This is a genomic window from Pectobacterium punjabense (genome assembly GCF_012427845.1).
GTDB lineage: Bacteria > Pseudomonadota > Gammaproteobacteria > Enterobacterales > Enterobacteriaceae > Pectobacterium > Pectobacterium punjabense.
The window spans coordinates 797,982-810,842 of the sequence record NZ_CP038498.1; the positions used below are offsets into that span (position 1 = coordinate 797,982).

The window sequence follows — 12,861 nt, forward strand, 5'->3', positions numbered from 1 at the left end:
GGGCGAAATAATGATAGAGGTGGTTGTTATGTTGCTGGCACAGATTTCCGATCTGCATTTTCGCAGTGAAGGGCGCAAGCTCTATGAATTTATTGATATTAACGGGGAAAATGCGGAGGTCATCAACCAGTTAAACGCGCTACGTGAGCGGCCAGATGCCGTAGTGATTAGCGGTGATATCGTTAACTGCGGGCGTCCGCAAGAGTATCAGGTTGCACAGCGCGTGTTACAAATGTTGGATTACCCGCTGTATGTGATCCCAGGCAATCATGATGATAAGCAGCATTTTCTCAACGCGATGCGCCCGCTGTGTCCGCAACTGGGTGATGACCCGGAAAATATTCGCTATGCAGTGGATGATTTCCCGATGCGTTTGCTGTTTATCGATACCAGTCTGGCTGGGCAATCGAAAGGCTGGCTGACGCCGTCCACGCTGGGCTGGCTGGAGCAGCAATTGCAAGATCACTCGACGCGTGAAACGGCGATCTTCATGCATCATCCACCGTTGCTGCTGGGATCGGCACAGATGGATCGTATCGCCTGCGAAAACGGGCATGAGCTGCTGATGCTGATCGAACGTTTCCCACAGCTCACACGCGTATTTTGCGGGCATACGCACCGTTTGATTATGACGCAGCATCGGCAGGCGATTATTGCCACCGTACCGGGAACCGTCCATCAGGTTCCGTATTTCTACGAAGATGACGCACCGTATTACAACCTGGAGCCTGCCAGCGTGGTGATGCATCGCTATGTGCCGGTGACCGGGCTGGTGAGCTATTGCCAGTCGCTTGCGTCTTACCCCGGCCCTTATCTCTATGATCCGCGTATCAGCTGTCCGGTGGATGCGTAATGGCCGTGATTCAGTTACGTAATATCAGTAAACGCTTCGAGCACATGCAGGCGCTGGCATCGCTGTCTTTGGATATCGCCGACGGTGAGTTTCTGGTGCTGGTTGGGCCGTCCGGCTGTGGAAAAAGTACGTTGCTGCGTATGTTGGCCGGTCTGGAAGACGTCAGCGATGGGCAAATCCTGCTGGGTGATGACGACATTACCGCATGGAGCCCAAAGCAGCGTAATTTCTCGATGATCTTCCAGAACTATGCGCTGTTTCCACACTTGACGGTCGAGCAGAACATCACTTTTGGTATGCGGATGCGCGGTGAACCGAAAGCGGAGTATCCACAGCGGGTACAGCGCGTCGCCAGTCTGCTCCAGCTTGAGCCATTACTCAAACGCAAGCCGGGGAAATTGTCCGGCGGCCAGCGTCAGCGCGTGGCGATGGCGCGAGCGATCGTGCGCGATCCACGCCTGTTTCTGATGGATGAACCGCTGTCGAATCTGGATGCTCGACTGCGCAGCGATGTGCGGGACGGCATTATGGATCTGCATCGGCAGTTGAAAACCACCACCGTCTACGTCACGCACGATCAGATCGAGGCGATGACGATGGCGGACAGGATTGCCGTACTGGATCGTGGCGTGCTGCAACAGGTTGGTACACCAGAGCAATTGTACTCCCATCCGGCTAACGTTTTTGTCGCCGGATTTATCGGGACGCCAGCAATGAACATGGTGACGCTGGCCTGTTCTGATGGTCATGCGTTTTTGCAAGCATTGTCTGTGGCGCTGCCCGCCAGTGAAGAAACGCGTTCATTAACCAGTGTGCTGCTAGGGGTTCGCCCTGAGCATATTACCGAACACGCCGCGTCAGACGGCGATTTATCGTTACCGGGAACGGTGAAGCAACGGGAGCTGTTTGGCGCAGAGTATCTGATTCACGTGGATACGCCGCTGGGCAATATCCGCTACCGTCGGCCAAATCGTGATGGTGTGCCGGACATTGGTACGTCCGTTGTGCTTCATTTTTCACCGCAGGATTGTCATTGGTTTTCCGGGCAAACCGCCCGTAATTTATCCCAGGAGAAAAGAAATGCGTAAGCCTCGTATGATGGCGCTGGCGATAGCCTTGCTGATGTCTGGCCCGGCGCTGGCAAAAGAGAGTATCGATTTTATGTTCCCCGCCCCGGTCGATGGCAAGTTGACGATGGAAATGACGCGCATCATCAAGGAATACAACCAATCACAGGATCAGGTTGAAGTGCGTGGGATATTCACCGGCAATTACGACACGACGAAAGTGAAAGCGGAAGCCGCCGCCAAAGCGGGCGATCCGCCAGCGTTGGTCATTATGTCGGCCAACTTCACCGCCGATCTGGTCATCAAAGATGAAATCCTGCCGATGGACGAGCTGTTCAAATACGGCAATGAAAAAGCGACGCCTTTTCTGACCAAAAACTTCTGGCCTGCACTGCATCAGAACGCGCAGGTGATGGGCGTGACCTACGCGATCCCGTTCCACAACTCGACGCCGATCCTCTATTACAACGAAGACATGCTGAAGAAGGCTGGCTTTAATGAACCGCCGAAAAATTGGGATGAAGTGGTTGCAGTTGCGAAGAAACTGACCGATCCGGCGAAGGGGCAGTGGGGCATCATGATTCCGTCCACGAACGATGACTACGGCGGCTGGATGCTGTCTGCGTTGACGCGCGCCAACGGCGGAGCGTATTACAATGCTGATTATCCAGGAGAAGTGTATTACAACACCGCATCGACCAAGGGTGCGCTTCAGTTCTGGCGCGATCTGGTGCACCGCGACAAAGCCATGCCCGCTGGCGTGCTGAATTCCAAGCAAATCAGCGCCGCGTTTTTCTCCGGTAAGCTGGGTATGGCGATGCTGAGCACGGGGGCGCTGGGCTTTATGCGTGAAAACACCAAAGATTTTCAACTTGGTGTGGCAATGATGCCGGAAAAAGAGCGTCGTGGTGTGACCATCGGTGGGGCGAGTCTGGTGAGCTTCAAAGGGATTTCCGAGGAGCAGAAGAAAGCGGCCTGGCAGTTTATGAACTATCTGGTCAGCCCGGAAGTCAGCGGAAGTTGGAGCCGTTTTACCGGCTATTTCGCACCGCGTATGGCCGCCTACGATCTGCCAGAAATGAAAGACTATCTGGCGAAAGATCCGCGTGCAGCCATTGCGTTGTCGCAGCTGCAATATGCTCATCCGTGGTATGCAACCTATGAAACGGTCGCCGTACGCAAAGCGATGGAAAATCAGCTGGCGGCGCTGCTAAACGATCCGGCGAAAAAGGTTGATGACGCCGCGGTGGCTGCGCAAAAAGAGGCAGATAACATCATGAAGCCTTATGTGGATAAAACCGCGTTACGGGACGTGAAATAAGAACATCTTGCCCCGTTGATGTTGATGCAACGGGGCAAGAGGAGCACCAGGAGTGAGAGCGTTTTTAGTGCGCAGCCTGAGAATGCATGCTCGCCGTGCTGCGTGAAGATGACAGCGTAAAGGCGGAGATCGCCGTAAAAGCAAGCGCAATGCCGCCCAGAATCAGGTAAGTCTGGTTAAAACCGATACGATCGTACAGGTTGCCTGCGGCGGAGGAGAGAAATATCGCCATGAACTGTTTGGCGAACTGGAAGCCCACCAGATAAATTGTGGCCGATAAGCGTGAATCAAACGTATTGGCGATGTATTTGAAGATCCCGATGAGCAGCAATGGCACTTCGAAGGCATGCAGCATTTTTAGAATGATGACTTCCGTGACGGACGTGGCGCAGGCCGAACCCAAGATCCTGATCGACATAATCGTTCCTGCCACCAGCAGCGCATTTTTGGCACCGATCCGACCGATCAGCCACGGCGTGCAGAACATCACCAGTGCATTCGCCGCTTCCCCAGCTGTGGTGACAAAACCAAAAATCTGATTGCCCTGTTCCTGCGAGCTAAAGAACGATTTAAAGAAGTTAGCGAATTGCTGATCGTAGACATCATAAATACAGGCGACGCCGACTACGTACAGTACCAGCAGCCAGAATTGACGGTTAGTCAGCAGGCCTAATGCCAGTTTGAGGCTAAAAGGCGAGGCGTTAGCACCCAGTGAATCCATGACGGCGGCGGTTGGGTTGCTCTCTGTTTTTGCCAGACATAGCAACACGAGCAAAATAATCGCCGACCCGGACCCCATCCAGAATACGATATCGGGGTTGATGTTAAACAACATGCCCGCCGTTGAGGCGCAGATTCCCCAGCCAAAGCAGCCAAACATGCGCGCCTTACCATATTCAAAGTGGTGCTGTCGGCTGATGCGTTCGATGTAGGCTTCAATGGCACCGGCTCCTGCGCTGAAAGAGAATCCGATATACAGGCCGCCGACTAAGGCACCCAGTATTACGTTAATTTTTAACAGCGGGGCGAAGACATACAGGAAAAAAGGGGCAAAAAAGAGCAACAGCACGGAGATTACCCAGAGCAGGTGCTTCTTCATGCCCAGCTTGTCGGACAGAATGCCGAGGAACGGCTGAAACAGAATGGCGAACAAAGACAGGAAGGAAAAGACGATGCCGGTATCGGTTTTATTGAGCCCGATAACATCCGACAGCCAAATCGGCAAAAACGGAAAGCATGTCGCCATGATAAAAAAATAAAGAAAGAAGAATGCGCCGAAAATCCAGAAGTTACGGTTATTTTTGTAGTAGCACGAGGTAGTTGGCATCTTTATTCCCCCTCATGGGGTAGACGTTATCATGACGCGGGACAATGCTGTCCCGCGCGGTCGTGTTGTGTATTAGTTGGGCAAGGAAAAAGGTTATTGACTGGCGGTGTCCCGCACTGCAGAAAGCCCGATCAGAATGGCGGTTTCTGGCGTCAGGACGGGAAGGGCAAGACCGGCCTGCATCAGCCAATCGCCGGAGACCACAATCGGCTGACGTAACCAAGGCGGAAGCTCCCGCATGGTGCCGCCACCTTCACGTACCGTTTTGATCTCCGGGCCATCCAACAATTTGACTTCATAGCGTGCATCGGGCAGCAGGCCGGGGAAGCGGAGCGTGCCTGCCAGCGAATAATCCGGCATACGCAACTGGGCTATTTGGAAAACCGCGTGCTGGCGATCGCGGCTCACCACGCCGGTGGCCTGTACCGTATCGTCCGGCATCTCTACCCGCCAGGTTGTGCCGCTGTGCAGCAGCGGGCGCAGCGTCTTATGCAACTGAATGTAGTGGCGATAGCCTTCCAGTTCGTTGTCATCGGCTTTGACAGGATCGAGCTCGATTCCCATGTGGCCGAACAGGGCCGTCAAGCCGCGAAAGGCGATGGTATGGCGTCGGTACGTCGCGTGGCAGCGCGCGTGGCCGATGTGTTGCCCCATCACTTCTGGTGGAAAGAAGTAGCTCATGCCGCGCTGGATGGTCTGACGCTCCAGCGCGTCGTTGTTATCCGATACCCAGAAGCGTTGCGTACGCTCAAGTACACCGTAATCGATGCGGCCGCCACCGGAGGCGCAGGATTCAAATTCAACATGAGGAAAACGCTGGCGCAGGGTATCGAGCAGGCGATAGAACTGCCGGGTTTGCGCATCGGCAGCCAGCCGCCCTTCATGGCCGGGCTGCACCAGTTCGCGGTTCATATCCCATTTCACATAATCGACGGGATGCTCGCCCAGTAGCCAGCTCAGCCGCTCCAGTAGATAAGCGAAAGCGTCGGGCTGGTTTAAATTCAGCACATACTGGTAGCGGCCAGTGGGTTGCTCGTAGCCGGGCAATTGCAGCACCCAGTCGGGATGTGCGCGGAACAGGTCGGAATCGGGATTAATCATCTCCGGTTCGACCCAAATACCGAACTCCATTCCCAACGCTTTGACGTGCTCAATCACTGGCATCAGCCCGTTAGGGTATTTTTCCTCATCCAAATACCAGTCGCCGAGTGCGGCCCTGTCGTGATGGCGTCCACGAAACCAGCCGTCGTCGATAATGAAGCGCTCTACACCGACGTCGGCGGCTTTGCTCGCCATCTGCATGATGTACTCTGGATTGTGATCGAAATAGATCCCTTCCCACGTATTGAGATGCACCGGGCGTGGCTTATCACCACAGAATTGGATGAGGGACTGGCGTAGGAAGGTGTGATAACGCTGGCTCATGCCATTCAAGCCAGTATCGGAGAACGCTGCGTAGACCCACGGTGTGGTGAGGGATTCCGACTGTGCCAGCGTGATTTCGCCCGGCAGATAAAGGGCTTCCGCCTGTACGACGCGACGACCGTCAGTTTTGATATCGGCACGTAGCCGATGGTTGCCGCTCCAGCCTAAATGCACGCCCCATACTGAGCCACGTTGTTCGCTGAACGCGGACTCACCGAGAATCAGCGCCGGGAAATATTCGTGGGAGCTTCTTCCCCGACGGCTTTCCTGAATAAAGCCACCGTGCTGTAACGTAAGACGATGAGTCTGAAATTCACGCAGCCAGCGGCCGTGAAACGCCATGACATCATTCGCCCGCTCCGGGACAGGCAACGTGACAGCGAGGCGTTGTACTTGCCAGGCGTCAGCACGCAGATTCTGTAGCGTGTGGCGCAGTTGCAGCACATCGGTTTGCGGGTCCAGATGCAGTTCGCTGGTCAGGCGAAGACCAGCCTGCGTATCGTCCGCTGTGATAGTGAGTGTGTTGTCTTGAACGTCAACCTGCGTAGTGGTGAAGATCGGCGCGGCATCATAGCCCGCTCGATGCCCTTCAATACCCGGCGAACCGAACTGACCACGCCCATATTCCATTGCCAGCGTCAGAGGGAGATCTACATCCAGACGACCGTTGGCGACGGGGCGTTGCAGAGAAATGACATCTTCTGGCGAAAAACCGCGTAGCCGCGGCCCCCAATAGAGAATTTCTGCTGCTGGGGCGCAGCGTACGATGACATCGCACTGTGCGCTGGTTAATTGAACAATATCACGCTTCATGAGGAAGACTCCAAATTACGGCTCGTGCTTCTCAGTGAAAACTTAAACGTTTAAGTCATCAACTTAAACGTTTAAGAAGTGTGATGTTGTTAAAATAATCATTAGGAAATGGAAAAGGATTTCGATGACGGTGTGAAGGCGATCTCGCTTGCGGCTGGCGTAAAAAAACCAACCGATATCGTTATATACGGTGGCAGTTTGCTGAATGGCTTAGGCGGGAAAGCTCGTTTTACCGAGGCGCAGCGTCGGCTGCCATAACACCTGCAAATTTTCTACGGCTTCGCCCGCGATGAGCGCCTGCGTCATGCTGGCAATCTGTTCACCAACCTGTTCCCGCGTCGCTTGCTCTATCGCCGTCACGCTAATGTCTGTCAGGCTGTCCTGTGGCAAACCGTCATACATCACTAACGCGATAGGGTGTGAACCGGAAAGGCGGCCTGCTTGCTGCAATGCGGCGACAGCTCCATCGCCGTGGACGTTGCCATCCATCACCATTGCTGTTGGCGGCTCCGGCAGCGCCAGAAGGTCGAGCATGGCCTGGTAGCCCGCACGGCGCGTAGGGCTGACACAGCGCAGGTAGGCATCGTGAAAGGGTAGGCTGTGGCGTTGCAGAGTATCGCGGTAGCCCTGACGACGTTGCATAATGAACGCCTGCGGGTGGTCTTCGCTCAACATGGCGATACGGCGGTGGCCACGTTCAATCAGGTGTTCCGTCGCTAGCGCCATGCCTGCACGGTTGTCAAAATCGAACCAGGCATAAGGATGCGGTAACTGGCTGCGCCCCAGCGCGAGAAAAGGCACCTTGTTACGTTGCAGTAGCATCAGGCGTGCATCCTGCTCACACGTGTGCGCCACGATTAGCGCGTCGATACGGCGGCTGTTGATCAACCGAACACCGCCCTGACATTCGTCTTGTTCATCTGCCAGCAGGAGAAAATCGACGTCGTGCTGTGCCAGTTTGCGACTGATCGCGCCGATCATCTCAAAAAAGATATCGTTACTTAGAGAAGAGGCATAGGGATAGACCAGCCCGACTGCGTCGCTTTTGCCCATTTTCAGGCGGCGCGCGTGCGTATTAGGGCGATAGCCGATGCGCTCGGCTTCTTCCTGAATACGCTGGCGCGTGGCGTCGGAGATATCCCGATGGCCGTTGAGGGCACGACTCACTGCTGCCACCGACAAACCCAGGTTATTTGCGATTATTTTTAAAGACACCACACTCTCCTGACGCGAATGCCCAGCGACGGACGTTTATCGGGAAAATCGCATTATAGCAACCATCCCTTGGCTTTGGCGTCTTCCAGATGCTGCTTCAGGTATTGCCACAGTTCCGGGTTGATATCGGCGATGAATTCGGCGCGGTCGAGAACCTGTTCCAGACGGATACCGTTTTCTACCCAGCTTTGACCACCGTTGTACAGATTCATCAGCATCGGCATGACGCGATCGAGCATCAGGGCGAACTGGGCGCTGGGCGTTTCATTCGCTTCGTATTCTTCCCACAGATCGTGGAATTGCTGGCGCTGTGGCTCTGGCAGCAGGCCGAAAATACGCGCTGCGGCAGCGACTTCCTGGTCGTGAATCGCGAGACGTGCGGAAAGATCGTAAACGAGCACATCGCCCGCATCGATTTCGACGATATCGTGAATCAACGCCATTTGGATTACGCGCTGAATATCCACACCTTCACTCGCGTAGGGGGCCAGCGCCATCGCGGCGACGGCAAAATGCCAGCTGTGTTCGGCTGAATCTTCGTGGCGTTCGCTGGCGATAATCTTGGTGCGGCGCTGTACGCTTTTTAATTTATCGATTTCTATCAGAAAGCCGAAGACATCGGTCATGGAACCGAAATTCAGAGTAGATGGGGAAGATGACATGAAAAGCGTACCTCTTGCAGTGAAAACGATGCGTGACAAAGTCGTGCATGACAAAGTTATGCAATAAGACCAGAGGAAGGCACTGTGGGCGTTAGAACCGGGTGACCGTTAACGCGAATAACCGGTAAGAACGGCAGAGCCCTTCAAAAAACAGGGAGATATCGAAGTCGGTCATTGTAGGGGATGTCGTCTGAGATTGACATGCATGATTGCAGGTTAAATCAGAGAGAAACTGGGAGGAGGCATGAGGATAATTATTTTAGCTTACACGTGTACACTGAAACTATTCTCAGTTAATCTGCTCAAAGGTTAAACACCTCTGTCTGCGTCAGTCCGCTCAAGAGTGCGAAAAGCGGGGCAGATCATGTCAGAACACTCTCTATTGAAAAATACTGCGGAACCTATTGATGTCAAAAAATGCACAGATGCCGGACTACTCGCTGGCAGAGGAAATTGCGAACAGCATCAGCCATGGAATCGGCGTGATTTTCGGGATTGTTGGCCTGGTTTTGCTGCTGGTGCAGGCGGTCAACAATGATGCCGGGAGCGTGGCGATTGCCAGCTATAGCCTCTATGGCGGCAGTATTATCCTGCTATTTTTGGCCTCGACGCTGTATCACGCGATCCCTTCTCAGCGCATTAAACCGTGGCTGAAAAAGTTCGACCACTGTGCCATCTATCTGTTGATTGCCGGAACCTACACGCCTTTTTTGCTGGTGGGGCTGGATTCACCGCTGGCACATGGCTTGATGGTCGTCATCTGGAGCATGGCGCTGTTGGGCGTGCTCTTCAAACTGGCGTTTGCCCATCGTTTTGAAGTGCTGTCGTTGATTACCTATCTGGTCATGGGCTGGCTGTCGCTGGTGGTGATTTATCAGATGGTGATGAAACTGTCGGCAGGGAGTGTGACGCTGTTAGCGGTGGGCGGTGTGGTGTATACGCTGGGGGTGATTTTCTATGCCTGCAAGCGTATTCCCTATAACCATGCGATTTGGCACGGGTTTGTGTTAGGCGGCAGCGTCTGCCACTTTCTGGCGATTTATCTTTATATCTAATCCAGTATAAAGCGCATGAGCCTAAGTGGTTCATGCGCGATGTCATCCGTCGGATTAATCCGTTATTTCATATGGCAGAGGCTGAACCGTGAGCTGGCTTTCGGCTTCTTCACGCACACGCAGAACGTTCTCTGCGGTGAGATCGTTATTCAGCACCGCCTGTACCCACACGTCACTGTTCTGCAATTGGCTGGCAGCCAGTACGGTGCCCGTACGGCGCCAATTCTCACCGAGTTGCAGCTCGAGATCGTCTCCCGCCTGCGGCACCCGACTTGCTTTACCCGCCAGCCAGTAGAGCGCGCGCTTGTTAGCACCGCGATATTTTGCCCGAGCAACCATTTCTTGACCGGTATAGCACCCTTTGCTGAAGCTAATTCCATTTAATGCCTGTAAATTAGTCGCTTGCGGGATGAACTGCGCACTGTTTGCGCTGTCAATGATGGGCTGACCTGCCTCAATATCCAACGTCAGCCATTGGCGGCTGTCATTCAGGCTGACTTTATCGCCGAGCTGTTCAAGTAGCGCAGCGCTTTGCTCTGGAGACAGTACCAGCAAGAAACGCTCTGCGGGATGAGTGAAATGCAGTAAGGTGGCTCCTTCGAGCTGCACAACAGGGTGTTCGGCATCGGGAAGTTGGTTGAATACTGAAGCCAGCAGCTCGCGGATACCCGCTCCTGCCGCGCCCAGCAGCACGGCGTTGTCGTCTGGTGCGATGGTGGTTTTCGAAAAAACGGCGTATTTTTTCAGTTCGCTAAGCTGGGCGTCGCGTAGATTACGGCGTTCAATGAAAGCAAACCCCTCGCCGTGATGGAACAGACGCAGGTTGCTCCACATTTTTCCTTTCGCGTCGCAGTGGGCGCAAAGGATGTGCCGATCGTCAGCCAGTGCGCTGACATCTGCGGTGACCTGTCCCTGAAGATATTTGACGGTATCCGGCCCGATCAGCGTGGCTAGCGCCCAGTCATCCAGTGAGATGAGTGTGGCGGTGAGCTCGGCAGAAGCAAAGGGGGGTTGTGAGGCAAAAGGGCGTTGATGAGCCGTATGTTGATTAACCATATAGTACAATCCTGCGCTAAGGGCGATACCCGAATGGCCTAATGGTAAAAGAGCGCTCAGGGTTTGCAAGTGGTTATTCACGCGGTGTTATGACATAGCACATCCTGACGCTGATAAGCGTGCTTGGCGCGGTGCATGTCAGTAAGTTATGTCAAAATGTTACTATTAGTTGATGTCCGCTACCGGAATCGGAGTACACTAGCGGCAAGCAGCGATAACAAGGTGGACATGAAATATGGAAATCGATAATAAATCACGTATTCATTGGGCATGCCGCCGTGGTATGCGCGAACTGGATATCGCCATCATGCCGTTTTTTGAGCATGATTATGACACACTTAATGACAGTGATAAGCACACGTTTGTACGCTTGTTACAAAGCGACGACCCTGATTTATTCAATTGGTTGATGAACCACGGTGAGCCGGAAGACGGAGAGCTGAAACGCATGATTTCCCTTATTCAGACGCGAAATAAAGATCGTGGCCCAGTGGCAATGTGACCTTCGCGTTTCCTGGCGCATGCAACTGTTGTCATTGGTTGTGCATGGCCTATTAGTGTTGCTCATTCTGCTGGCACCGTGGCCGGACGGCTATGCGTGGCTGTGGCTCTGTCTTGTTACAATGGTGATGTTTGGTTTTATTCGTAGCCAAAGGAATATCAAATCGCGGCAAGGCTGTATTACTCTGCTTAGCGAAACGACCCTAAACTGGCGGCAGCAGGAGTGGCAGATTGTCAAACGACCATGGCTTTTAAAAAATGGTGTGTTGTTGGCATTGCAGTCGGCTGATGGGAAAGACAAGCAGCAACTGTGGCTGGCATCGGATAGCATGGGCGATGACGAATGGCGCCATTTGCGCCAACTTCTCTTACAGCAGAAACACTGGGCGAGATAACGGCGCGTTTTGGCGTAGGTATCACGCTTAGTGTGTAGAAACATCACCACGGTGATTTACGGAAATAATCGCAGCAGGTATCTTACGCCGCTTCGTGAGGATAGGATATCGGCTGTTCCCATCACGGGAATGTCGGCTTTCCTTTCTTTTTCCCCCGCGCTATTCGGGGAAATGTTCTTATTCGGCCACCGTCTGGCCGTGCCTTGAAATTTATTGGGTATAACTGATGACTAAGCCCGCAGTGCAAAAAAGTGGTCTGCATCCTCGTAATCGCCATCGCGACCGTTATGATTTCCCCGCGCTCAAACAGAGCTATCCTGCGCTAATCCCGTTTGTGAAGGTGAATGCCTACGGTGATGAGTCAGTGGATTTTGCCAATCCCGAGGCGGTGAAAACGCTGAATCAGGCATTGTTGCAGCACTTTTATCAGATTGCGCACTGGACGATCCCTGACGGCTTTCTGTGCCCACCGATCCCCGGCCGCGCTGATTATATCCACCATCTGGCCGATTTACTGGCGGAAGATAACCGCTCGGTGGTGCCGCGTGATGCATCCGTACTGGATGTCGGTTGCGGTGCCAACTGCGTTTACCCGCTGATTGGGCATCGCGAGTACGGCTGGCGTTTTACTGGCAGCGAGATTAACCCGCTGGCGATGAAAGCGGCCAATGAAACGATTGAAGCGAACCCCGGTTTGAATCGGTCGATTCGCCTGCGTCGTCAGAAAAACAGCAAAGCGATACTGGCGGGCATTATTCACAAGAACGATACGTTTGATGCCGTTATGTGTAATCCTCCGTTCCATGCTTCCGCTGAAGATGCCCGTCAGGGAACGCAACGCAAATTGCATAATCTGGGGCTGGATAAACGCTCACCGCTGAATTTTGGCGGCCAGCAGGATGAGCTGTGGTGTGAGGGCGGCGAGTCAGCTTTCATTGGTCAGATGATCAAAGAGAGCGCCGGTTTTGCCCGCCAGTGCCTGTGGTTTACGTCGCTGGTGTCGCGCAAAGAGAACCTGCCGGAAATTTATCGTGCGCTGGAAGCGGTTGACGTGGAAAAGGTCAGAACGATAGATATGGCACAAGGTCAGAAGCAAAGCCGCTTTGTTGCGTGGAGCTTCCTGGATACTGCCGCCCGTGCCCGCTGGTTACAAAAACGCTAAGCTATTTCA

The 12,861-nt window shown here is 53.7% G+C and carries 12 protein-coding genes; 7 read left to right on the plus strand and 5 right to left on the minus strand.

The features are described 5' to 3' along the window. Positions 1-28: 28 nt before the first annotated feature. Genes E2566_RS03610 through E2566_RS03620 form a run of 3 tightly spaced genes read left to right on the plus strand, consistent with a single transcriptional unit; the run spans position 29 to position 3,241 of the window. Positions 29-853, plus strand: a complete 825-nt coding sequence (locus E2566_RS03610) for a phosphodiesterase (protein ID WP_107167861.1) — start codon at positions 29-31, stop codon at positions 851-853. Then, a complete protein-coding gene (locus E2566_RS03615) occupies positions 853-1,941 on the plus strand; it encodes an ABC transporter ATP-binding protein (RefSeq protein WP_107167860.1) in 1,089 nt (362 codons plus the stop codon). Before E2566_RS03610 ends, E2566_RS03615 begins: the two co-directional genes overlap by 1 nt. Continuing rightward, entirely contained in the window at positions 1,934-3,241 is a 1,308-nt protein-coding gene (locus E2566_RS03620; RefSeq protein ID WP_107167859.1) for an ABC transporter substrate-binding protein, read from the plus strand. Before E2566_RS03615 ends, E2566_RS03620 begins: the two co-directional genes overlap by 8 nt. Positions 3,242-3,305: 64 nt before the next feature. Here E2566_RS03620 and E2566_RS03625 read toward each other — a convergent pair whose 3' ends face one another. From E2566_RS03625 to E2566_RS03640, 4 genes are all read right to left on the minus strand, one after another. Beyond that, positions 3,306-4,568 (minus strand): MFS transporter, encoded by a 1,263-nt coding sequence (locus tag E2566_RS03625; protein ID WP_107167858.1) that lies wholly within the window; start codon positions 4,566-4,568, stop codon positions 3,306-3,308. Positions 4,569-4,661: 93 nt separating this feature from the next. Next, complete coding sequence (locus tag E2566_RS03630; protein WP_107167857.1) at positions 4,662-6,806, minus strand: alpha-galactosidase; 2,145 nt, start codon at positions 6,804-6,806, stop codon at positions 4,662-4,664. A 210-nt stretch (positions 6,807-7,016) separates the two neighbouring features. Then, entirely contained in the window at positions 7,017-8,021 is a 1,005-nt protein-coding gene (locus E2566_RS03635; protein WP_107167856.1) for a LacI family DNA-binding transcriptional regulator, read from the minus strand. 53 nt (positions 8,022-8,074) lie between these two features. After that, a complete protein-coding gene (locus tag E2566_RS03640) occupies positions 8,075-8,683 on the minus strand; it encodes an HD domain-containing protein (RefSeq protein WP_107167855.1) in 609 nt (202 codons plus the stop codon). Between the two features lie 407 nt (positions 8,684-9,090). Here E2566_RS03640 and trhA point away from each other — a divergent pair, with 407 nt between their 5' ends. After that, on the plus strand, positions 9,091-9,738 hold the full coding sequence (gene trhA / locus E2566_RS03645; RefSeq protein WP_107167854.1) for a PAQR family membrane homeostasis protein TrhA: 648 nt from the start codon (positions 9,091-9,093) through the stop codon (positions 9,736-9,738). A gap of 54 nt (positions 9,739-9,792) precedes the next feature. On the opposite strand, the gene ygfZ is transcribed toward trhA, so the two are convergent. Further along, the gene (gene ygfZ / locus E2566_RS03650) at positions 9,793-10,794 is read right to left on the minus strand and encodes a tRNA-modifying protein YgfZ (protein ID WP_107167853.1); all 1,002 of its coding nucleotides are present in this window, start codon (positions 10,792-10,794) and stop codon (positions 9,793-9,795) included. A gap of 235 nt (positions 10,795-11,029) precedes the next feature. On the opposite strand from ygfZ, the gene sdhE reads away from it, so the two are divergent. The 3 genes from sdhE to rlmF all read left to right on the plus strand — a co-directional run bounded on the left by sdhE (position 11,030) and on the right by rlmF (position 12,852). Beyond that, positions 11,030-11,296: an FAD assembly factor SdhE gene (gene sdhE / locus E2566_RS03655; RefSeq protein ID WP_107167852.1), complete on the plus strand. Its 267-nt coding sequence runs from the start codon at positions 11,030-11,032 to the stop codon at positions 11,294-11,296. A 19-nt stretch (positions 11,297-11,315) separates the two neighbouring features. Beyond that, the gene (locus E2566_RS03660) at positions 11,316-11,690 is read left to right on the plus strand and encodes a protein YgfX (protein ID WP_005971626.1); all 375 of its coding nucleotides are present in this window, start codon (positions 11,316-11,318) and stop codon (positions 11,688-11,690) included. Positions 11,691-11,916: 226 nt separating this feature from the next. Next, on the plus strand, positions 11,917-12,852 hold the full coding sequence (gene rlmF, locus E2566_RS03665) for a 23S rRNA (adenine(1618)-N(6))-methyltransferase RlmF (RefSeq protein ID WP_107167851.1): 936 nt from the start codon (positions 11,917-11,919) through the stop codon (positions 12,850-12,852). Positions 12,853-12,861 lie beyond the last annotated feature (9 nt).